This is a genomic window from Pseudooceanicola nitratireducens, from assembly GCF_900109195.1.
In the GTDB taxonomy this organism is placed as follows: Bacteria; Pseudomonadota; Alphaproteobacteria; order Rhodobacterales; family Rhodobacteraceae; genus Pseudooceanicola; species Pseudooceanicola nitratireducens.
Window position 1 is genome coordinate 236,816 of record NZ_FNZG01000001.1, and the last position, 19,459, is coordinate 256,274.

Below are 19,459 nucleotides of genomic sequence, written 5' to 3' on the forward strand. Positions count from 1 at the left end.
TGGCGCTTGGAGTAAAGACCTTCGGTCCGCGGTGACCGCGAAGGGCGGAGGCCGGAAAGCAGCCGCCCGGCGTCTTACTCCACCGCGAAAAGAGAGACCGTGACGCCAAGCGGTTGGCGCGATCCGGTGCCGACAAAGACCGTCCGGTTGACCCATTCGTACCGCGCATCCCCGGTCTCTAGCCGCGCCTGCGTGCGCATGTAATATTGATCGGCCGGCACGGCCTCACCGGCCATCACGCGGGCCAGGACCTCGGCCGGGCCATGGCGATAGCCGTAGTTGATGATCTCGATCACAGCGCCGTCGTGGGTCTCCATCGCATAGCGGGTGTCCAGCTCGGCAACGCCGCTGTCCCAGATCGTCTGCCAGTCGGCCCCGAGGTTCAGAAGCCTGCCCGACAGGCGCGGGCCTTCGACCCGGCCGCCGATGATCGGAATGATTCTGCGGTGACCGGCGCGGCCCTGGCCCATTTCGCGGATCGGGTCCAGTTCGACATGAAGGTCGCAGACATGGGAAAGGCCGGGGGCAGGATGTGCGGGCTGGGTCATGCGGGACACTCCGGGGGCAGCACGGGGGACAGCAAGGGGGGCGGCAGGGTCAGGACGGCCAGATTATTCCGAGGGCGCGCAGAACTGCCGATACAGCAGGCCGATCACCTCGGACACCTGTTCGTTTGCAAGGCTGTAGTAAACCGCCTTGCCGTCGCGACGGGTCGAGACCAGGCCCTCTTCGCGCAGACGGGCCAGCATCTGGCTGACCGCGGCCTGGCGCATGCCCAGAAGCTCTTCAAGTTCGCCAACCGACCGCTCTCCTCCTCCGAGGTGGCACAGGATCATCAGCCGACCCTCATGGGCAAGCGTCTTGAGGAAACCCGCAGCCGCCTGGGCGTTGCGTTCCATCTCTTCCGGCGGGACCAGGGGTTTCAATTCGGCCAAGGGTGGGTTCCTGCGTTGCATCTGAACCGCCTTATCATGCGGGGGCGACTTTGTGTAGCGCAAGCGGGCAGGCGCAGGGGTATCCCCCGCCCCGCATGGGGGCAGGGGAGGACGCAAAGGTTACTTCAGCATGATCACGTTGCGGCGGGCGGCCCCGGATTTCGTATCCTCGATCGCCTCGTTGATCTGGTCCAGCGTCCATCGGCCCGAGATCAGCTCGTCCAGCTTCAGGCGGCCCTGTTTGTACATGTCGACGATCCAGGGGATATCGCGCTTGATCACCATGTCGCCCATCTTGGATCCGACGATCGCCTGGCCCTGGTTGGCCATCAGCAGCGGCGAATAGGCCGAGACCTTGTCGCCATGGGGCATGCCGACCATGACGACCTTGCCGCCCCAGCCAAGGTACTTCGGAGCCTGGTCATAGACCTTCGCGACGCCCACGGTGACCAGCACCGCATCGGCCCCGCGGCCCAGGATCTTCTTGACCTCGGCCCAGGGTTTGCCTTCGGCCAGGACCACGTCGGTTGCGCCGAATTCCTTTGCGACTTCAAGCTTCTCGGGCAGCATGTCGACGGCCACGATGCGCCGCGCCCCGGCGATCAGCGCGCCCTGGATGGCGTTGAGGCCGACGCCCCCCGCACCGATGACGACCACGTCCTGGCCGACCTCGATATCGGCGGCAAAGACCGCGGCCCCCACACCCGTGATCACCCCGCAAGAGATCAGCGAGGCCACGTCCTTGGGCATGTCCGAGGGGATCACGCAAAGCTGGCTTTGATCCACGACGACCTTCTCCGCGAAGGCACCCGAGGACATGGCCTGGTAGACCGGCGCACCGTCGGGCGTGGAAATCGGTGAATCCTCCATGTTGTCGACCGGGGTGCCGCAGATCGTCGGCTTGCCGGACTGGCAGGTGGTGCAATGGCCGCAGGCGTGGATCAGCGTGACGCAGACGCTGTCGCCCGGCTTCATGCCCTGCACACCCTCGCCCACGGCGGTGACGACGCCCGCCGCCTCGTGGCCGTAGACCGCCGGAAGAGCCCCGCCAAAGCCGCCCTGCCAGAAGGAAATATCGGAATGGCAGATCGCCACGGCGTCGATGTCGACCGCCACCTCGCCCATCTGCGGATCACGCAGCTGGATGTCTTCGATCTTCATCGGCGTGTTGTAGTCCCGGCAGACCGCCGCGCGCACCTTTTGCATGAGAACCTCCCCTTACCATGCCTGGCCCGCATCCACGGGCCTTATGTCCCGCCCAGCTTACGCAAGGGTGGGCCGGAATTCCACAATTCGGAACGATTTTCCGTAACGTCAGATTGCTGCACGCGGCCGGGTGCAGGGGATCAGAGCGCCTGCACCGCCGCCGCAAAGGCTCGCGCCTGGTCGGCCGCATCGCCCAGCTGGCCTTCGGGGCCGAAAACCGGGCTCAGGTCGATATCGGGAAAGGCGGCCTGCGCCGCGTCGCGCAGGTGACCGCCATCCGCGATGACCTCTTTGCACAGGCGTTTGACCTGGGCCTGGGCCTCGGGGCGGGGCAGGGTGGCGGTTAGGTGAAAGCTAAGCGCCTCGGCTTGCATAAGGCCTTGGGATTGATTGAAAACCTGGCCCATTGCCTCGGCCTGCGGGGCCAGGCCCGGGGTCAGGGCGCGGGCGGTTTCCACGCAGGTCGCGGCAGACAGGCACAGCTGCGGCAGGGTCATCCATTCGGTGAACCACGCCGCCCCGTCGCGTTGTTGCCGGGCCATTCCGGCCCCCTGCATCACCGCGTTCAGACCTACGGCATGGCGCGCGGCGGCGACCAGGACGGCGGGCTGCACCGGGTTCTGTTTCTGCGGCATGGTCGAGGATCCGCCAGCCTTGCCCAGACGGATTTCGCCCACGCCGGATTGCGCCATGATAGTCAGATCTTCGCCCATCTTGGCCAGCGCCACGGACACCCGGCTCAGCCAGTCGGTGATCCGCAGGACGGGGCCGCGATCGGCGTGCCAGCTGCGCCCCGGATCGCCCAGGCCCAGCCCCTTGGCCAGCGCCGCGCGCAGCGGTGCCGCCTGATCGCCCCAGACCGAACCCGTTCCGGCCGCGCCAGACAGCGACACCAGTAGGTTGGATTTCACGGATTGCAGGTCTTTCAGGCAATCCAGAAGCGGCTGCCCCCAGCCCGCGACAACCGATCCGAAGCTGACCGGCGTGGCGTATTGGCCATAGGTCCGGCCCGCCATGGGCAGATCGGCATGCTCCTTTGCCAGTTGGGCCAGCGCGGTCAGGGTGTCCTTCAACCCGGCCTCCATCAGGCCAAGCAGCTGGCGCAGGCGCAGCATCAGCGCGGTGTCCACGATGTCCTGAGAGGTCGCGCCCCAATGCACGTATTGCGCATGTTCCGGGGCCTGCATTTCGTCGCGGAAGGCGGCGACAAGGCCGGGGATCGGCACGCCGTTCACCGCCGCCTGCGCCCCCAAGCCCCCGGCATCCAAAACGATTTCCAGCGTGGCGCGGTGGATGGCGGCAGCGGACAGTTCGGGGATGATGCCCAGTTCGCCCTGGGCCTTGGCCAGCGCGCCTTCGACGATCAGCATGGCGCGGACCTCGGCGCTGTCGGTGAACAGCTTCGAGGCCTCGCCCGCGTCGAAAAGCTTGTGATAGATTGCGCTGTCGTGAACCGCTCCGGCCATTACGTCCCCATTTCGATCAGATGTTCGGCCAGGATCCCGGGCGTGGAGAGGAAGGGGGAATGCCCCGTCTCGATCCGCGCCACATCGGTCAGACCCTGTGCCATGCGTTCCTGGTCCTGCGCGGGGATCACCAGATCCTCTGTGCACAGAACATAGGATTTCAGAACTTTCGAGAAATTCTGTCCAAGCTGAATTTTGTCGCGATGCGGGCCGGAAGGTTCGAAGCAGACCTGCGGCAAAGCCCAGTCCATATCCGCCTGGCTGGCCCCGTTGTACAGTTTCGGCCCCGCCCCTTCGGTGTCGAAGCAATAGGACAGCCTATCCTCGGCCACCTTCAGCGGGATATCGGCGCGCGGGCCTTCCAGCGCCCCCATCAGCCCGCCCAGGCTGTCGCCATCCTGCGGCAGCAGGGCCGCCACATAGATCAGCCGCTCGACCCTGTCGGGCGCGGCCTCGGCTGCAGCGGAAATCGACAAGCCGCCAGCGGAATGGCCGACCAGAACGGCGCGCCCCTCATAGGCGTCCAGCACCGCGCGGGCCTGATCGGCAAGGGTCAGATCCGGCACGCCGCCGCCCCGGCCGGGCATGTCGATGGCCCGAACGGAATGCCCCCGCGCTTCCAGCGCGGGGACCACTTTCTGCCAGCACCAGGCCCCATGACAGGCCCCGTGAACCAGGATGAACTGCGTCATCAGATATCCAGAAAAACCGTTTCATTGTCGCCCTGCAGGACGATGTTGAAGGTATATTTACCCTCTGCGGTCTTCTTTGCAATCAGCGTCTGGACGCGGTTCTGCTGTTCGATCCGGTTCAGAAGGGGGTCGGTGCTATTGTCCTCGTCCTCGAAATAGATCCGTGTCTGCAGCCCGATGTTGATGCCACGCGCCACCACCCAGACCGAGATATGCGGGGCCTGCATCGCGCCGCTGCGCGCCTGGACGGCTCCGGGTTTGACGGTGCGCAAGGTGAATTTGCCCGTCTCGGAATCCGCCGCGAACCGGCAATAGCCCGAGACCTTGGGGTCCGCCCCCGCCTGGCCGGGGAACTTGCCCGCGGCGTCCGGCTGCCAGCTTTCCATCATCGCGTCGCGCAGGGCCCAGCCCGTGCCGTCGATGACTTCGCCGGTGATCTCGATCACCTCGCCCTGGGCCCCGTCGGCAATCGGGCTTTCCCCAATCTCAAGGTCATAGGCCCCGGCGTTGCCGGCATAGGTCGGCATGCAGCCGATGTGGACGTAAGGCCCGGCGGTTTGCGAGGGCGTTTCGATCAGCGTGTCGAGTTTCTGAACCATCTCACATCCCCTCAAGCTTGTTTTCGAACATGGTCTGGCGGCGTCCGCGCAGCACGATGTCGAACTTGTAGGCCAGGAAATCCATCGGACGCGCCTTGGCCATGTCCAGCGGGGCCACCAGCGTGTCCAGCTGGCCGCGATCCTTGATCGTCGCCGCGATCGGGCAGCGATAGATCAGCGGGTCGCCTTCGAAATACATCTGGGAAATCAGGCGCTGACCGAAGGCATGTCCGAAGATCGAGAAGTGGATATGCATCGGGCGCCAGTCGTTGCCCCGGTTCGGCCAGGGGTAGGCCCCCGGACGGATCGTCAGGAATTCGTAATACCCGTTCTCATCGGTGATGGTCCGGCCACAGCCCCCGAAGTTCGGGTCGAGCGGCGCGAAATAGGTGTCCTTCTTGTGGCGATAGCGGCCGCCGGCATTGGCCTGCCAGATCTCGACCAGCGTATGCGGCACGGGGCGGGCGTTTTCGTCCAGCACCCGGCCATGAACCAGGATGCGTTCGCCCACGGCGGGGGCCTTGCCGCGCGTCCAGTTCATGATCAGGTTGTTGTCCCATTCGCCCAGGATCTCGTGGCCGAAGGTGGGGCCGGTTTCCTCGGAGGGGCCGGATTCCAGCGACAGAAGCGACCAGCGCGGGCTGCGCGGCACGGACGTCTTGTAGTCGATGTCATAGGCGGGGGGATGCGCTGCGCGGTTGCGCGGGATCAGCGGCCCCCGATCTTGGATGCGATCAGACATTGTTGCCCTCCAATTCGGCATAGATCTGACGGGCGAGCTTGAAGGCGTGGTTCGCGCGTGGCACGCCCGCATAGATCGCCACGTGGTGAAGCACCTCGCGGATGTCCTCCTTGCTTGCGCCGGTGTTCACCGTCGCCCGCAGGTGCAGTTCGAATTCCTCGAAGTTCCCAAGCCCGGCCAGCAGAGCCAGGGTGATCATCGAGCGTTCCCGTTTTGGGATCGCGTCCGAGGCCCAGACCGTGCCCCAGGCGCTTTCGGTGATCAGGTCGACAAAGCCCTGGTCAAAGTCGGTGGCGTTGCCTTGCGATTTGTTCACATGGGCTTCGCCCAGGACGGCGCGGCGGGTGGCTTCCCCGGCGGGGCGGCGATCAGGCATGTCCTGTCTCCTTGATGAAAGTGGTCAGGATGCGGGCGTAGTCTTCGGGCTTCTCGACGCAGGGAAGATGGCCCGCACCGCGGATCAGTTCGAACTTGGACCCCGGCACCAGGCCGATGGTTTCGCGCACCAGGTCGGGCGGGGTCGATCCGTCCTCGGATCCGGCGATGCCCAGGACGGGCAGGCGCAGACCAGACGTTGGCGTATAGAAATCCGTCCCCGAGATCGCGGCGGAACAGCCGGCATAGCCATCGACCGCCTGGCGGATCAGCATGGTGCGCCAGGCGGCCAGTTCGGGCGTGTCGCGGAAGGCGCGGCCGAACCAGCGCTCCATCACGGCGTCGGCCAGGCTTTCGATCCCGTCGCGGTTCACAGCGTCGATCCGGTCCTGCCACATCGAGGCCACGCCGATCTTCGCCGCGGAATTGGAAATCACCAGCGCGCGGACCTGGTCCATGCGCTTCACCGCCAGCCCCTGGCCGATCATGCCGCCGATCGACAGGCCCACGAACAGCGCATCGCGCACCTCAAGGTGATCCAGAAGCTGTTCGGCATCGCGCACCAGCGTGCCCATGGAATAGGGCTGCGCCGTGGCCTGGGTCAGCCCGTGCCCGCGCTTGTCATAGCGGATGAACTTCAGCCCCTTGGGCAGCAGCGGCAGAACCGCGTCCCACAGCCGAAGGTCGGTGCCCAGGGAATTGGCAAAGACCACCGGCGCGCCATCCGGGTCGCCATCGACCCGGTAGTGCACGGACAGCCCGTCTAGATCAACAATACGCATCAGTATGGAAGTCCCACGTAATTCTCGGCCATGACCGTCTGCGCGGCGTCACTGTCCCGCAGGAACGCGATCTCGGCCTGTTGCATCTTCAGATCGAAGTCCGACTGGTCGGGGAAACGGTGCAGCAGGTTGGTCATCCACCAGCTGAAGCGTTCGGCCTTCCAGATCCGCTGCAAAGCCTTTTGGCTGTAGCCGTCGATCCCTTCGTCAGAGCCCTCCAGGTAATGCTCCTTGAGGGCATGATAGAGGTAATGGATGTCCGATGCAGCCGTGTTCAGCCCCTTGGCCCCGGTCGGCGGCACGATATGGGCGGCATCGCCGCACAGGAACAGCCGGCCCCATTGCATCGGCTCGGTCACGAAGGACCGCAGCGGCGCGATGCTTTTCTCGATGGTCGGGCCGGTGATCAGCTTGTCGGCGGCTTCCTCGGGGATGCGGCGCTTTAGCTCGTCCCAGAAGGCGGCGTCGGTCCAGTCGTCGACGTGATCGGTCAGCGGACACTGCACGTAGTACCGCGACAAGTTGGCGTTCCGCATCGAGCACAGGGCAAAGCCGCGCGGCGAATTGGCGTAGATCAGTTCGTCATCCACGGGGGGCGTTTCGGACAGGACGCCCAGCCAGCCAAAGGGATAGATCTTTTCGTACTCGCTGCGGACGCTATCCGGGATCGTCTTGCGCGACACGCCGTGGAACCCGTCACAGCCGGCGACGAAATCACAGTCGATGCGATGCTCGGTCCCGTCGACCATATAGGTCACATAGGGCGCATCCGTCTTGGCGTCATGGATCACCACGCCATCGGTGTTGAAGACGATCTTGCCGCCCGCCTTTTCCCGCGCCTCGTACAGATCGCGGGTCACCTCGGTCTGGCCATAGACCATGACGGGCGTGCCGGTGCGCTGCACAAAGTCGATGCGGAAGGTTTCATTGTTGGCCGCGATCAGCGTGCCGTCATGGACAAAGCCTTCGGCATCCATCCGCGCGCCAACCCCGGCTTCGCGCATCAGGTCCAGCATCCCCTGTTCCAGGATGCCGGCGCGGATCCGTGACAGGACGTAGTCCTTGGTTTTGCGTTCCAGCACGATCGACTCGATGCCGGATTTCAACAACAGCTGAGACAGCAGCAGACCCGAAGGCCCGCCGCCGACGATGACGACTTGTGTGCGCATTTCCATCTCCCTTTGGACAAGGGTGCCGTATTGTAGTTGTCTGTGTCAATTAAATTCGCACAGGCCAGAGTGGCGGGGCAGGGCGCAAAACATGCGCTCCGGATCATCCTTTTGTTTTTGCTTCCGAACCTCTTTGCATACGGTGTCGTATGTCGAACGCGAAAAACCCCCGGTCAGGCTGTCCCTGACCGAGGGTGCGCAGAATCACTGGTGTTTCGCCTCAGGTGTCCGAGGACCCGGCGTGACGGGTCAGCGCCTGATTGAACATCGCCGGATCGACGTTTCCGCCCGATACGGTGACGATCACCGCATCGCCCGCGATCTGATCGCGCCGCAGCAAGGCTGCCGCCAGAGCCACCGCCCCGCCGGGTTCAGCGACGATCTTCAGCCGCAGGAAAGCCTGGGCCACGGCATACAGCGCCTCGTCATCGGTGACGCTCAGCCCCGGACCGCAGAGGCGGCTGAGGATCGGATAGGTGATGTCGCCCGGCTGCGGCGTTAGGATCGCATCGCAGATCGACCCGTCCATCTGCGGGTTGCGCAGGATTTCCCCGGCGGCCAGCGACCGGCCGGTGTCGTCAAAGCCCTCGGGTTCCACGGGGCGGACCTTCAGGCCGGGGGCCTCGGCCTCAAGCGCCAGCGCCACGCCCGCGGTCAGCCCGCCGCCGCCGCAGCAGACCAGCACCTCGGCCTGGGTGACCCCGGCCTCTTGCGCCTGTTCGGCGATCTCAAGGCCGGTGGTGCCCTGACCCGCGATCACCAGCGGCTCGTCATAGGGTTTCACCAGGGTCAGCCCGCGTTCCTGCGCGATCCGGGCCCCGATTTCTTCGCGGCTTTCGCGGGCGCGGTCGTACAGCACCACCTCGGCCCCGAGCGCGGCGGTATTCGCCCGCTTCAGCGCCGGCGCGTCCGAGGGCATCAGGATCACGCAAGGCGCCCCATGTGCGGCCGAGGCCCAGGCCATCCCCTGCGCGTGGTTCCCCGAGGAATAGGCCATCACCCCGGCCTTGCGTTGATCCGGGTCCATCGCGGACAGGGCCGACCAGGCCCCGCGCGCCTTGAAACTGCCGGTCTGCTGCAGGCACTCGGGTTTTACCAGCACGCGCCGCCCGGCGATTTCGTCCAGAAACGGCGACGACAGCAGCGGGGTGTGGCGGATGTGGCCCCGGGCGCGATCTGCTGCGGCCCGGATCATGTCGATGTTCATGCAATCTGCTCCAACCAGAGGCGCAGGGCGTCCAGCGCCTGCGGTTCGTCAAGAAAGGGAATATGCCCGCGATCGGGCACGGTTGCGGTGATCAGGCCGGGGTGACGGCGGGCCATCTCTTGCAAGGTCGCTTCTGACAGAAGGTTCGAATTTGCCCCCCGGATCACCGCACAGGGCAGGTCGGCCAGAAGATCATAGACTGGCCAAAGATCCGGCGCGGGCTGGTCAAAGACCGCCGCCACCGCATCGCGCAGCTTCAGGTCATAATTCAGGCGCAGCCCCTCGGGCCCCTCGACCACGTTGTGCGACAGGAAACTGCGCCAGCGCGTCTTGTCGACGCCGGGAAAATCGGGATCCGCCAGCTTGTCCTGCGCCAGGGCCTCCAGCGATGCGGCCTGCGGCACGACGCCGAGATAGGTCATGATGTCGGCCAGCCCCGCAGGGTCCACCACCGGGCCGACATCGTTGAAGGCCACGCCCAGCAGACGGTCGCGCGCAATCGCCCCCAGGATCAGAGCGATCAGCCCCCCGCGCGAGGTGCCCAGCACAGCGGCCTTGTCTACGCCCAGATGATCCAGCAGCGCCACGGTATCCTTGGCCTCGACCGGCACGGCATAGGTCGCGGGATCGGCGTGCTCCGACAGGCCCCGCCCGCGATAATCCATGCGGATCAGCCGCACGCCATCCAGGTGCGGGGCGACATAGTCGAAGTCCCGCGCATTCCGCGTCAGACCGGACAGGCACAGCACCGGAACCCCGTCACCTGCGTCCTCGTAATACAGTCGCGTGCCGTCGGGGGCGTCGAAATGGGGCATCTGGGGGTCCTTTCGCGCAGGGGGCCGCGGGGCTTTGCTAAAGCGCCCGGATCAGGCCCCGACCGTATCACCGGGACGGGCAGGCGAAAGCCCTTTCGTATCCGCAAGTCGCGGCAGGGCGCCCGCCGGCCATGGCGATTGCCGAATGGCCGCCTTTGCCTGCATACTGACACGGCAAACCGGACCGGCATTCAGCGGGCACCCTTCAAGACGAAGGGGGCCACAAGGGGGGCGCATCATGGCAGAAACGCTTCGAGACTTCTGGGCGCGGATCAGGGACCGCACGGCGGCCCATGTGCAGAACGTGGATTGGCCCGACGTCGACGTGGCCAGCTATATCGCCGGGCTGCGCGCCGGTCAGACCCCCGCAAGGGCGCGCCCGCAGATCCGGTTCAGCCATGTGATCACGGCCCCGGTGATCTATTCGCTGATCATCCCCTTCGTGATCCTGGATCTCTTCGTCAGCCTGTATCAGGCGATCTGCTTTCGCGCCTATGGCATCCCCCGGGTCGCCCGGGGCGACTATATCGTGATGGACCGCCACCGGCTGGCGCATCTGAACCTGCCGCAGAAAATCAACTGCGCCTATTGCGCCTATGCCAACGGGCTGATCGCATATGTCGGGGAAATCGCCGCCCGGACCGAGGCCTACTGGTGCCCCGTCAAACACGCCGCCCGCATGGCCGGGGTGCATGATCACTACCAGTTCTTCATGGAATACGGCGACACCCGTGGTTTTGTCGAAAAGCGCGAGGCATCGCGCGATCGTCTGTCCGGGGCTGGGGGCAGTGCGGGGGCAGGGGGCAGATCGAAGGCCGACCCGCGACCCGCAAAAGGGTCAGCGGCGGCGCAGGCGGATGACGACGTCGACCTTGGCTAGCTCGGCCCCTTCGGGGATCTCGGGCAGGGCCACGATCTTCAGCTGATCTGCCGGGGCGTCGGTCAGATGGCCGTCGTCTTCCCAGTAGAAATGCGGGTGGTCGCCCATGTTGGTGTCGAAATAGCTTTTCGACCCGTCCACGGTGATTTCCTGCAGCAGCCCCACGTCGCAGAAGGCCTTGAGCGTGTTGTACACGGTCGCCAGCGAAACCGACTGCCCGGACTCCTGCGCGGCGGCAAAAAGGCTTTCGGCGGTGACGTGACGGTGCTGGCCATCGCCGACCAGAAGCTCGGCCAGCAGGGTCCGCTGACGCGTCGGTCGCAGGCCGCCCTGGGCCAGCCACTGGGTGACGTCTGTCGTTGCTGTGCTGCTCATCCGGCTAAGAACCATGTCCATTGGCTGTGTCGCCGGACAATATAAGCCGTTGCGGCAAGGGATTTCAATGCCGTTGCAAAAGTCGCCCTTGGCCGGTGCCTTTCGCGGTCCCCGACGGTACGCAGACGGCGCATGGCAGGGCCCCGCGCGGGCCCGCCCTTGCATGGCACGCTGGCAGGGTGCTAGAGGGGGCAGGATTTCTTAGGGGCAAGGGGGCAGTGATGGCCGAGTATCCGACAAGCTTTGACCGGGATGATCTGCTGAAATGTGCGCGGGGCGAATTGTTCGGTCCGGGCAATGCGCAGCTTCCCGAACCGCCGATGCTGATGATGGACCGGATCACCGACATCAGCGCCGATGGTGGCGAACACGGCAAGGGCCACGTGCTGGCCGAATTCGACATCAAACCCGACCTGTGGTTCTTTGACTGCCACTTCCCCGGCAACCCGATCATGCCCGGCTGCCTTGGCCTGGACGGTCTGTGGCAGCTGACCGGCTTCAACCTGGGCTGGCGCGGCTGGCAGGGGCGCGGCTATGCCCTGGGCGTGGGCGAGGTCAAGCTGACCGGCATGGTCCGTCCGGACCGCAAGATGCTGACCTATCGCATCAATTTCACCAAGGCGATCCAGACCCGCCGCCTGACCATGGGCGTCGCTGACGGCATCGTCGAGGCCGACGGCGAAGTGATCTACCAGGTCAAGGACATGAAGGTCGCGCTCAGCGAAAGCTGACTTCCTTCTTTTTCCGGACAGTGGAAGGCGCAGCAGATCCTGTTGCGCCTTTTTCCTGGGGCATGGGTGTTGCTCTGGCTCTCACTTTCCTTGGAGAAAAAACGGCCGTGCCAATCTTTTTGGCTTATCTCATTGTAAAGGTTCGTGTTTTGCTTTCTACGGTGTGCGATGCCTCTAATTGGCGTCACATATACACGAGGAGAGTAGAATTGAAATTTATCCACGTTCCAGCGGCTATTGCTTTGTTTGGACTTGTCGCCTGTGCCGAGACAGCGGTTCAGCCGATGTCGAAAGACACGTTCAAGATCGATACTCGGACTGACTCTGACTGCGGGGCTGTTGCTGCGCGCAATATCGCCTTCAAGGCTGCCGCAATCGAAGTCATTCGCAAGGGCGGCGACAAGTTCATCATCACCGGGGACAACACGGATAGTGATTTCTGGGGTGGAACCTACACGCAGGGCATGGTCGTGAAGATGATCCCCGACAAGTCGCCCGAGGCCCGAAATGCGCTTTCCGCACGTGAGACGCTTGGCAGCGATTGGCAGAACGTCGTTGCCAAGGGCGTTCCGCAGATGTGCGTCTGACGATCCTGCGGCCATTTGCATCTGGCCGTAGGGCAGGGGCAGGGGTAAGAGGCAGGCATGACCGATGCTCTTCCCCCCTGTCCCGACTGCGGATCCGCCTTCACCTATGAAATGGATGCACTTCTTGTCTGTCCCGAGTGTGGACATGAATGGTCTGCTACGGCGCAGGAAAGCGATGTGATCCGCGACGCCGTCGGCAATGTGCTGGCGGATGGCGACACGGTGACGGTGATCAAGGACCTGAAGCTGCGGGGCACCTCGCAGGTGGTGAAGGTCGGCACCAAGGTCACCAACATCCGGCTGGTCCCGGGGGATCACGACATCGACTGCAAGGTCCCCGGCCACGGCCAGATCGGGCTGAAGTCGCAGTTCGTGAAGAAGGTGACCAAGTAGGCGCGGATCAATCCGCCGTCCGGTCCTTCAGGGCATGGGAATAGAGGTCGTGCAGATCCTCTCCCTCGGGGGCGTTGAGGCGCGTCACCTCTCCGGTCGCGGCGCGGTAGTCCAGTTGCACCTCGCCCACGACCTCGCCGTCGCGATAAACTTCGCCCTCGTCCAGCAGGACAAGCAGGCCGAAGATGGCGCTTTGGATGGCGTCATCCATCAGGTGCAGGACATTGGCGCGATCCGCCTGCGGCAGGGCGGAAATCCAGGCGGCCAGGGCGCGCCGCTCCGCCGTTACCCCGCGACCGGGCGGATTTTCGTGGAACCTCAGCAGGCTTTCGGCCTTTGACGGGGGATGCACCCGGTCCGCGACAAGCTGGGCGAAATCTGATTTCTTCATGGTGGGGCGGCTGCCTGTGACCAAAGGACTGTTGCACCAGCTGTGCCCGGAAATCCCGCGCTGGCAAGCATCTTGGGCGGGGGTCGCCCGGGCATCGGCCAACACCCGCCCATAGGTCAAATCCGCGCCGTTAACCAACCGCGCCTTGCACGGGGGCGCGTCGATACTCTAGTAAGTCCCAAGTCAGAAAGGGAGGCCACATGCGCCGCGTCGTCGTCACAGGTTTGGGGATCGTCTCCTCGATCGGGAACAATGCAGAAGAGGTCACCGCCTCGCTCAAGGCCGGGAAGTCCGGGATCGTCGCCTCCCCGGAGATGGCCGAACACGGGTTCCGCAGCCAGATTGCCGGCACGCTCAAGATCGACGTGGCCGAGCATATCGACAAGCGCGCGCTGCGGTTCATGGGGGGCGGGGCCGCCTATGCCTATATCGCGATGACCCAGGCGATCGAGGATGCGGGCCTGTCGGAAGACGTGATTTCCAACCCGCGCACCGGCCTTGTCGCGGGCTCTGGCGGCCCGTCCACCAGCGCGATGTTCGCAGCGCATCAGACGGTTCTGAAGTCCGGCGCGACCAAGCGGATCGGGCCCTTTGCAGTGCCGAAATGCATGTCCTCGACCGTGTCCGCGAACCTTGCGACGGCCTTCAAGATCAAGGGCATCAACTATTCCATCACCTCGGCCTGCTCGACCTCGCTGCATTGCATCGGCAACGCGGCAGAGCAGATCATGCTGGGCAAGCAGGACGTGATGTTTGCCGGCGGCGGCGAGGAGCTGGACTGGACGCTGTCCTGCCTGTTCGACGCCATGGGCGCGATGTCGTCCAAGTACAACGACACCCCGGACAAGGCGTCCCGTGCCTTCGACGAAACCCGCGATGGTTTCGTGATCTCGGGCGGCGGCGGCATGGTCGTTCTGGAAGACTACGAACACGCCAAGGCGCGCGGGGCCAAGATCTATGCCGAAGTCACCGGCTATGCGGCGACCAGCGACGGCCACGACATGGTGGCCCCGTCCGGCGAGGGCGGCGAACGCGCCATGCGTCTGGCCGTGGCGACCCTGCCCGAAGGTCGCAAGGTCAGCTATATCAACGCGCATGGCACCTCGACCCCCGTGGGCGACGTGGGCGAAATCCAGGCCGTGCGCCGGGTCTTTGGCGAAGGCACCACCCCGCCCGTCAGCTCGACCAAGTCGATGACCGGCCATGCCCAGGGTGCGGCGGGCGCGCTTGAAGCGATCTTCTGCCTGCTGATGCTGAAGGACGACTTCATCACGCCCTCGATCAACGTCGAAACGCTGGATCCGGAACTGAAACCCGAAGAGATCGCGACCAAGCTGGTCGAGAACGCGGGCCTGGACACGGTGATGACGAATTCCTTCGGGTTCGGCGGCACCAACGGGTCCATGCTTCTGTCGCGCCTGCGCGACTGATCCCGCCAGTTGGAACAGTCCAAAGGGGGCAGGGCCGGGATCACCGGCTCTGCCCCTTTTCACGTCGTGGGGGCGATTGGGGCATTCTGCGGGGCCGGGCGCAGGTGTCGGGCAGCGTTGCCATCGCGCACGTCTGGCGCATTGGATGCCATGCGTCGGCTTGACGCGCGGGACTGAAACGGCGACATCAAAAGAAAGCCGGAAAGGGAAGCCATATGCAGTCTTTGCAGAACAAACGCGGTCTGATCATGGGGGTCGCCAACGACCGGTCGATCGCCTGGGGGATCGCCAAGGAAATGGCCGCAGCCGGGGCCGAGCTGGCCTTCAGCTACCAGGGCGAAGCCTTCGGGAAACGCGTCCTGCCGCTGGCGCAGAGCCTGGGCAGCGATTTCGTTGTCGACATGGATGTCACCGACGAGGAAAGCATGGACCGTGGCTTTGCCGAGCTGAGGGCGAAATGGCCCAAGATCGACTTTGTCGTGCATGCCATCGCCTTTTCCAACAAGGACGAACTGGGCGGGCGGTTCATCAACACCAGCCGCGAGAATTTCAAGAACTCGCTCGATATCTCGTGCTTCTCGCTGATCGACGTGGCGCGGCGCTCGGCCCCCCTGATGAAGGAGGGCGGCACGATCCTGACCCTGACCTACCAGGGTTCGACCCGGGTGACGCCCTATTACAACGTCATGGGCGTGGCCAAGGCGGCGCTGGAATCCGCCGTGCGCTACCTGGCGAATGACCTCGGTCCCGACGGGATCCGGGTGAACGCGATTTCGCCCGGCCCGATGAAGACCCTCGCGGGGGCGGCGATTTCCGGGGCCCGCAAGACCTTCCGCCAGACCGAGGCGAATTCGCCCCTGCGCGCGAATGCGACGCTGGAGGCCGTGGGCGGCACGGCGGTCTACCTGGCGTCCGACGCGGGGGCCTTTACCAGCGGTGAGATCATCCGCGTCGACGGCGGCTATCACGTGCTGGGCATGCCGCAGCCGGAGAACCTGTAAGGGGTTTGGCGCTGGCCTTGGAGCTGGCGTTTCGGGTGCTGGCTTCTGGAACACCGCCCTGTGGGACGGAGCGACCGTGAAGAAAATGCGCCGTCCCGTGGGGCGGAGCGACTGTGAAGAAAATGAGCGCCGCCCTTTGGGGCGGCGCATTTCTTTTGTCTCGTGCCCCGTCCAGCCAAGCTGGCCGGAGCCCTCGGGTTTGCCTCCGGCGGGGATATTTCGGGCAAGAGGATGGAAGGGGGCGCGCGTTTTTCGGAACAGGGGCGTGGGGGCGGGGGTTGGTCGGGCAAAGGAGAGTTCCGATGAGCCACAGACTGACCCTGAACCGGATCGAGCCGGTCACCCATGACACCCACCACCTTGTCTTTGACCGCCCCGAGGGGTTCGAGTTCACCCCCGGCCAGGCCGTAGACCTGGCGCTGGACCGCGAGGGCTGGCGTGAAGAGGCGCGGCCCTTCACCTTTGTTTCGCTGCCCGGGGAGGCGGGGCTGGAGTTTGTCATCAAGTCCTATCCCGAGCATGACGGCGTGACCGAGCAGATCGGCCGCATGACGCCCGGTGACGCGGTGCTGATCGACGAGCCCTGGGGCGCGATCCGCGATGAGGGTGCGGGCACCTTCATTGCCGGAGGGGCCGGTGTGACGCCCTTTGTTGCCGTGCTGCGCCAGCGGCTGCAGAAGGAGGGCGCGCTTGAGGGCTGTCGGTTGATCTTTTCCAATGCGACCGAGCAGGACATCATTCTGCGCGACACCTTCGAGGGAATGACCGGGCTGCAGACCGAGTTCATCGTCACCGATCAGCCGGACCCGGGCCCGGGCGTTATGGCCGGTCGTATCGATCGGGCTTTCCTGAAGGACCGCGTCGACCAGGAGGCGGGCAAGTTCTATGTCTGCGGGCCGGAGCCGATGATCGAGGATGTCACCGAGGCGCTGAAGGATCTGGGCGTCGAAGACGATCGGATCGTTGTCGAAGATCTTGACTGATCCCGGCTGATCGGGGCTCGCGGCAATCGTCAGGCCCCGGTCGGATCCCCGTTCAGAACCACTGCCCCGGCTCCATCAGCCCGAGGTCCATCAGCTGGCGCGAGCTCCAGTCGAAGGGGGCGGAATTGTGCCAGCGGAAGCTGGTGATGTCATGGGAGGAGCCGGGGTTGCGCCGAAGCGCCTTGGCCACGCGGAAGGAGCAGACCGCCGCCGTCAGGTTGTTGTGCCAGGGGCAGGCGTAGGTGTTGTATTCGGCCTGGGTGAAGGTGAAATCGCGCAGCAGCTCGACCCCCGGCTGGGCGCGGAACAGCGAAATCCGGTCGATGCGGCGACGGTCCAGGGGCACGTGTTCCTCGTATCGCCAGCGCAGCCCGCCGAAGAAATCCAGCTGCCGTTCGCGCGGGTGGTTGTGGTTTGCAGGGTCGGGCCGGGCAAGCGCGTAGTAGCCCGATTTGTCCAGCTGGCAGTCGTCGAGAGAGACCGCATTCGGGGCCTGCGACAGGTCCCCGGCGTAAAGGTCCACCACATAGGTCAGCATGGCGTCGCGCCGTTCCTCTGTGTGGAAGGCCAGCATTTCCCCGACCGAGCGTGTCTCGCAGAAGGGGAAGAACAGGTATTCGGCGTTGTAGCAGTAATAAAGCCAGGCCCCCGGCGCGATGCGGGCGGCGGCATTCACGGCATCGCGAAGCGTGGCCCCGGCGGCCATGTCGTAATCCACGCGGATCACCTGTTTCGCCAGCGTGCGGTCCAGCGCGAACGAGGGATGCGCAAACAGCACCACGCAGGCAAAGCCGGTCGCCAGGTGGTGGCGCAGGGTCGAGGCGATCTCGACCTCGTCCTCGGCGAAGATCATCGCCGAAGGGCCGGCCAGGAAGGCGGCGGGCCGGGCGGCCAGGAAAGCGTCGAGGCTGGTGTACTGCGTCATGGTCCGGGGGAGGGGTTGCGAGGATAGGGGGCAGAGTCACGCCTTTTGGCCCGCATTGCAAGAGCGGCCGGTTTCCGTTAGTCAGCGGGCTGATTTCTTCCAGCCCGAAGCCGCCGCGAGACACGCCATGACCCAGCCCAAGAAGCTATTCATCAAGACCTACGGCTGCCAAATGAACGTCTATGACAGCGAACGCATGGCCGAGGCCCTGGGCGGCAACGGATACGAAGAGGTCGGCAGCCCGGATGAGGCGGACATGATCCTGCTGAACACCTGCCACATCCGCGAAAAGGCCGCCGAGAAGATCTATTCCGAACTGGGCCGCTACAAGGAGTTGAAGACCGCCAAGCCCGACCTGAAGATCGGCGTCGCGGGCTGTGTCGCCCAGGCCGAGGGAGAGGAGATCATCCGCCGTCAGCCCCTGGTCGACCTTGTGGTCGGCCCGCAAAGCTATCACCGCCTGCCCGAGATGGAGGCGAAGGCCGGCAAGGAAAAGGTGATCGACACCGACTTCCCCGAGGAAGACAAGTTCGAGAAGCTTAGGGCCCGGCCCAAGGCGAAACGCGGCCCGACCGCCTTTCTGACCGTGCAGGAAGGCTGCGACAAGTTCTGCGCCTTCTGCGTGGTGCCCTATACCCGCGGGGCCGAGGTATCGCGCCCCGTTTCCCGCGTGCTGGCCGAGGCCCGCGATCTGGTCGAACGCGGGGTGCGCGAAATCACCCTGTTGGGCCAGAACGTCAACGCCTATCACGGTGAAGGCCCGGACGGGCGCGACTGGTCCCTGGCGCGGCTGATCTGGGAGCTGGCCGAGATCGACGGGCTGGAGCGCATCCGCTTTACCACCAGCCACCCCAATGACATGGACGATGACCTGATCGACGCCCATGGCCGCTGTTCCAAGCTGATGCCCTATCTGCATCTGCCGGTGCAGTCCGGGTCCGACCGGATCCTCAAGCGGATGAACCGCAGCCACGGGCGCGACAGCTATCTGCGCCTGATCGAGAGGATCCGCAATGCGCGCCCCGATATCCTGATCTCGGGCGATTTCATCGTCGGCTTCCCCGAAGAGACCGACGAGGATTTCCGCGACACGATGCGGCTGATCGAAGAGGTCCGCTATGGCCAGGCGTTTTCTTTCAAATATTCCACCCGCCCCGGCACCCCGGCAGCCGAGCGTGCACAGGTCGAGGCCGCGGTGGCCGACGCCCGCCTGCAAGAGCTTCAGGCCCTGATCACCCGCCAGCAGCGCGCGGTGCAGGATGCCATGGTCGGCCGCGAGGTCGGCGTGCTGATCGAACGCAAGGGCCGGCTGGAAGGCCAGATGGTCGGCAAGTCCGATCACCTGCACGCGGTGCATCTGACCGCCGATCTGACCCCCGGCGACCTGGTGCGGGTGAAGATCACCGAAAGCGGGCCGAATTCCCTGGGCGGCACCCTTGTTGGCGCAGCCGCTGGCGTAGCGGCCAGCACAGCGGCCAGTACATCGGTCAACACCGCCTGATTCCCGGCGCATGCCCCCCCCGGGCGGGGGGGGGGCTGCATGCCGCCCGGGCACGCCTGCCGGTGGTGGCGCAAATCCATACAGTGCCCCCAGAATTCGTGGTCATAGCGATCACGCATCCCATATTTTGCAGCCGCCCTGTCGGATTGAAGCTTCACAAAGGGCCGTGATCCGGTAAAGTGAGGGCAGATAACAACGCCTGGATCCGCACCTATTCCGGCCGGATCCAACGGGGGAAGCAGAGGACATTATCGTGGTGAATTTTGGCTTTGAT

General features: G+C 64.8%; 23 protein-coding genes. 8 read left to right on the plus strand and 15 right to left on the minus strand.

What is annotated here, in order from left to right:
- Nucleotides 1–74 precede the first annotated feature (74 nt).
- The 12 genes from BMX99_RS01125 to BMX99_RS01180 form a co-directional block, all read right to left on the minus strand.
- A complete protein-coding gene (locus BMX99_RS01125; RefSeq protein WP_093446078.1) occupies nucleotides 75–548 on the minus strand; it encodes a DUF3237 domain-containing protein in 474 nt (157 codons plus the stop codon).
- 63 nt (nucleotides 549–611) lie between these two features.
- On the minus strand, nucleotides 612–899 hold the full coding sequence (locus tag BMX99_RS01130; RefSeq protein ID WP_093448368.1) for an ArsR/SmtB family transcription factor: 288 nt from the start codon (nucleotides 897–899) through the stop codon (nucleotides 612–614).
- Nucleotides 900–1,055: 156 nt separating this feature from the next.
- A complete protein-coding gene (locus tag BMX99_RS01135; RefSeq protein ID WP_093446081.1) occupies nucleotides 1,056–2,141 on the minus strand; it encodes a zinc-binding dehydrogenase in 1,086 nt (361 codons plus the stop codon).
- A 140-nt stretch (nucleotides 2,142–2,281) separates the two neighbouring features.
- Nucleotides 2,282–3,607, minus strand: a complete 1,326-nt coding sequence (locus tag BMX99_RS01140) for a lyase family protein (protein WP_093446084.1) — start codon at nucleotides 3,605–3,607, stop codon at nucleotides 2,282–2,284.
- Nucleotides 3,607–4,299: an alpha/beta fold hydrolase gene (locus BMX99_RS01145; RefSeq protein ID WP_093446087.1), complete on the minus strand. Its 693-nt coding sequence runs from the start codon at nucleotides 4,297–4,299 to the stop codon at nucleotides 3,607–3,609. Before BMX99_RS01145 ends, BMX99_RS01140 begins: the two co-directional genes overlap by 1 nt.
- Nucleotides 4,299–4,898 (minus strand): protocatechuate 3,4-dioxygenase subunit alpha, encoded by a 600-nt coding sequence (gene pcaG, locus BMX99_RS01150; RefSeq protein ID WP_093446090.1) that lies wholly within the window; start codon nucleotides 4,896–4,898, stop codon nucleotides 4,299–4,301. Before pcaG ends, BMX99_RS01145 begins: the two co-directional genes overlap by 1 nt.
- A gap of 1 nt (nucleotide 4,899) precedes the next feature.
- The gene (gene pcaH / locus BMX99_RS01155; protein WP_170848806.1) at nucleotides 4,900–5,640 is read right to left on the minus strand and encodes a protocatechuate 3,4-dioxygenase subunit beta; all 741 of its coding nucleotides are present in this window, start codon (nucleotides 5,638–5,640) and stop codon (nucleotides 4,900–4,902) included.
- On the minus strand, nucleotides 5,633–6,016 hold the full coding sequence (gene pcaC / locus BMX99_RS01160; protein WP_093446093.1) for a 4-carboxymuconolactone decarboxylase: 384 nt from the start codon (nucleotides 6,014–6,016) through the stop codon (nucleotides 5,633–5,635). Before pcaC ends, pcaH begins: the two co-directional genes overlap by 8 nt.
- Complete coding sequence (pcaD, locus tag BMX99_RS01165) at nucleotides 6,009–6,797, minus strand: 3-oxoadipate enol-lactonase (RefSeq protein WP_093446096.1); 789 nt, start codon at nucleotides 6,795–6,797, stop codon at nucleotides 6,009–6,011. Before pcaD ends, pcaC begins: the two co-directional genes overlap by 8 nt.
- Nucleotides 6,797–7,966: a 4-hydroxybenzoate 3-monooxygenase gene (gene pobA / locus BMX99_RS01170; RefSeq protein ID WP_093448370.1), complete on the minus strand. Its 1,170-nt coding sequence runs from the start codon at nucleotides 7,964–7,966 to the stop codon at nucleotides 6,797–6,799. Before pobA ends, pcaD begins: the two co-directional genes overlap by 1 nt.
- Nucleotides 7,967–8,186: 220 nt before the next feature.
- Complete coding sequence (locus BMX99_RS01175) at nucleotides 8,187–9,173, minus strand: threonine ammonia-lyase (protein WP_093446099.1); 987 nt, start codon at nucleotides 9,171–9,173, stop codon at nucleotides 8,187–8,189.
- Nucleotides 9,170–9,988 carry an alpha/beta fold hydrolase gene (locus BMX99_RS01180; RefSeq protein WP_093446102.1) on the minus strand — a complete coding sequence of 273 codons (819 nt, stop codon included), beginning with the start codon at nucleotides 9,986–9,988 and terminating at the stop codon, nucleotides 9,170–9,172. Before BMX99_RS01180 ends, BMX99_RS01175 begins: the two co-directional genes overlap by 4 nt.
- Before the next feature lie 238 nt (nucleotides 9,989–10,226).
- Between BMX99_RS01180 and BMX99_RS01185 the strand changes: the two genes are divergently transcribed.
- Nucleotides 10,227–10,868, plus strand: coding sequence for a hypothetical protein (locus BMX99_RS01185; RefSeq protein WP_093446105.1), 642 nt, complete (start codon nucleotides 10,227–10,229; stop codon nucleotides 10,866–10,868).
- Here BMX99_RS01185 and irr read toward each other — a convergent pair.
- Nucleotides 10,827–11,243 carry a Fur family transcriptional regulator Irr gene (irr, locus tag BMX99_RS01190; protein ID WP_093446108.1) on the minus strand — a complete coding sequence of 139 codons (417 nt, stop codon included), beginning with the start codon at nucleotides 11,241–11,243 and terminating at the stop codon, nucleotides 10,827–10,829. The genes BMX99_RS01185 and irr overlap by 42 nt on opposite strands.
- Before the next feature lie 221 nt (nucleotides 11,244–11,464).
- Here irr and fabA point away from each other — a divergent pair, with 221 nt between their 5' ends.
- From fabA to BMX99_RS01205, 3 genes are read left to right on the plus strand one after another with little or no spacing between them, the layout of a single operon-like run.
- Nucleotides 11,465–11,974 carry a bifunctional 3-hydroxydecanoyl-ACP dehydratase/trans-2-decenoyl-ACP isomerase gene (gene fabA / locus BMX99_RS01195; RefSeq protein WP_093446111.1) on the plus strand — a complete coding sequence of 170 codons (510 nt, stop codon included), beginning with the start codon at nucleotides 11,465–11,467 and terminating at the stop codon, nucleotides 11,972–11,974.
- A 20-nt stretch (nucleotides 11,975–11,994) separates the two neighbouring features.
- Nucleotides 11,995–12,561 (plus strand): hypothetical protein, encoded by a 567-nt coding sequence (locus BMX99_RS19830; RefSeq protein WP_244525620.1) that lies wholly within the window; start codon nucleotides 11,995–11,997, stop codon nucleotides 12,559–12,561.
- 57 nt (nucleotides 12,562–12,618) lie between these two features.
- Nucleotides 12,619–12,954 (plus strand): zinc ribbon domain-containing protein YjdM, encoded by a 336-nt coding sequence (locus tag BMX99_RS01205; RefSeq protein WP_093446117.1) that lies wholly within the window; start codon nucleotides 12,619–12,621, stop codon nucleotides 12,952–12,954.
- A 7-nt stretch (nucleotides 12,955–12,961) separates the two neighbouring features.
- On the opposite strand, the gene BMX99_RS01210 is transcribed toward BMX99_RS01205, so the two are convergent.
- Nucleotides 12,962–13,345, minus strand: a complete 384-nt coding sequence (locus BMX99_RS01210; protein WP_093446120.1) for a hypothetical protein — start codon at nucleotides 13,343–13,345, stop codon at nucleotides 12,962–12,964.
- 200 nt (nucleotides 13,346–13,545) lie between these two features.
- Between BMX99_RS01210 and fabB the strand changes: the two genes are divergently transcribed.
- The 3 genes from fabB (at nucleotide 13,546) to BMX99_RS01225 (ending at nucleotide 16,759) form a co-directional block, all read left to right on the plus strand.
- Nucleotides 13,546–14,775, plus strand: coding sequence for a beta-ketoacyl-ACP synthase I (gene fabB / locus BMX99_RS01215; RefSeq protein ID WP_093446123.1), 1,230 nt, complete (start codon nucleotides 13,546–13,548; stop codon nucleotides 14,773–14,775).
- 215 nt (nucleotides 14,776–14,990) lie between these two features.
- Complete coding sequence (locus BMX99_RS01220) at nucleotides 14,991–15,776, plus strand: enoyl-ACP reductase FabI (RefSeq protein WP_093446126.1); 786 nt, start codon at nucleotides 14,991–14,993, stop codon at nucleotides 15,774–15,776.
- A 302-nt stretch (nucleotides 15,777–16,078) separates the two neighbouring features.
- The gene (locus BMX99_RS01225; RefSeq protein WP_093446129.1) at nucleotides 16,079–16,759 is read left to right on the plus strand and encodes an FAD-binding oxidoreductase; all 681 of its coding nucleotides are present in this window, start codon (nucleotides 16,079–16,081) and stop codon (nucleotides 16,757–16,759) included.
- 52 nt (nucleotides 16,760–16,811) lie between these two features.
- Here BMX99_RS01225 and BMX99_RS01230 read toward each other — a convergent pair whose 3' ends face one another.
- Nucleotides 16,812–17,684: a glycosyltransferase family 2 protein gene (locus BMX99_RS01230; RefSeq protein ID WP_093446132.1), complete on the minus strand. Its 873-nt coding sequence runs from the start codon at nucleotides 17,682–17,684 to the stop codon at nucleotides 16,812–16,814.
- A gap of 127 nt (nucleotides 17,685–17,811) precedes the next feature.
- Between BMX99_RS01230 and miaB the strand changes: the two genes are divergently transcribed.
- Nucleotides 17,812–19,185, plus strand: a complete 1,374-nt coding sequence (miaB, locus tag BMX99_RS01235) for a tRNA (N6-isopentenyl adenosine(37)-C2)-methylthiotransferase MiaB (protein ID WP_093446135.1) — start codon at nucleotides 17,812–17,814, stop codon at nucleotides 19,183–19,185.
- Nucleotides 19,186–19,459 lie beyond the last annotated feature (274 nt).

Bases quoted from the DNA above. Each gene is read 5' to 3' on its own strand.
- BMX99_RS01125 (WP_093446078.1), bottom strand. From the start codon at position 548: ATGACCCAGCCCGCACATCCTGCCCCCGGCCTTTCCCATGTCTGCGAC.
- BMX99_RS01130 (WP_093448368.1), bottom strand. From the start codon at position 899: ATGGAACGCAACGCCCAGGCGGCTGCGGGTTTCCTCAAGACGCTTGCC.
- BMX99_RS01135 (WP_093446081.1), bottom strand. From the start codon at position 2,141: ATGCAAAAGGTGCGCGCGGCGGTCTGCCGGGACTACAACACGCCGATG.
- BMX99_RS01140 (WP_093446084.1), bottom strand. From the start codon at position 3,607: ATGGCCGGAGCGGTTCACGACAGCGCAATCTATCACAAGCTTTTCGAC.
- BMX99_RS01145 (WP_093446087.1), bottom strand. From the start codon at position 4,299: ATGACGCAGTTCATCCTGGTTCACGGGGCCTGTCATGGGGCCTGGTGC.
- pcaG (WP_093446090.1), bottom strand. From the start codon at position 4,898: ATGGTTCAGAAACTCGACACGCTGATCGAAACGCCCTCGCAAACCGCC.
- pcaH (WP_170848806.1), bottom strand. From the start codon at position 5,640: ATGTCTGATCGCATCCAAGATCGGGGGCCGCTGATCCCGCGCAACCGC.
- pcaC (WP_093446093.1), bottom strand. From the start codon at position 6,016: ATGCCTGATCGCCGCCCCGCCGGGGAAGCCACCCGCCGCGCCGTCCTG.
- pcaD (WP_093446096.1), bottom strand. From the start codon at position 6,797: ATGCGTATTGTTGATCTAGACGGGCTGTCCGTGCACTACCGGGTCGAT.
- pobA (WP_093448370.1), bottom strand. From the start codon at position 7,966: ATGCGCACACAAGTCGTCATCGTCGGCGGCGGGCCTTCGGGTCTGCTG.
- BMX99_RS01175 (WP_093446099.1), bottom strand. From the start codon at position 9,173: ATGAACATCGACATGATCCGGGCCGCAGCAGATCGCGCCCGGGGCCAC.
- BMX99_RS01180 (WP_093446102.1), bottom strand. From the start codon at position 9,988: ATGCCCCATTTCGACGCCCCCGACGGCACGCGACTGTATTACGAGGAC.
- BMX99_RS01185 (WP_093446105.1), top strand. From the start codon at position 10,227: ATGGCAGAAACGCTTCGAGACTTCTGGGCGCGGATCAGGGACCGCACG.
- irr (WP_093446108.1), bottom strand. From the start codon at position 11,243: ATGAGCAGCACAGCAACGACAGACGTCACCCAGTGGCTGGCCCAGGGC.
- fabA (WP_093446111.1), top strand. From the start codon at position 11,465: ATGGCCGAGTATCCGACAAGCTTTGACCGGGATGATCTGCTGAAATGT.
- BMX99_RS01205 (WP_093446117.1), top strand. From the start codon at position 12,619: ATGACCGATGCTCTTCCCCCCTGTCCCGACTGCGGATCCGCCTTCACC.
- BMX99_RS01210 (WP_093446120.1), bottom strand. From the start codon at position 13,345: ATGAAGAAATCAGATTTCGCCCAGCTTGTCGCGGACCGGGTGCATCCC.
- fabB (WP_093446123.1), top strand. From the start codon at position 13,546: ATGCGCCGCGTCGTCGTCACAGGTTTGGGGATCGTCTCCTCGATCGGG.
- BMX99_RS01220 (WP_093446126.1), top strand. From the start codon at position 14,991: ATGCAGTCTTTGCAGAACAAACGCGGTCTGATCATGGGGGTCGCCAAC.
- BMX99_RS01225 (WP_093446129.1), top strand. From the start codon at position 16,079: ATGAGCCACAGACTGACCCTGAACCGGATCGAGCCGGTCACCCATGAC.
- BMX99_RS01230 (WP_093446132.1), bottom strand. From the start codon at position 17,684: ATGACGCAGTACACCAGCCTCGACGCTTTCCTGGCCGCCCGGCCCGCC.
- miaB (WP_093446135.1), top strand. From the start codon at position 17,812: ATGACCCAGCCCAAGAAGCTATTCATCAAGACCTACGGCTGCCAAATG.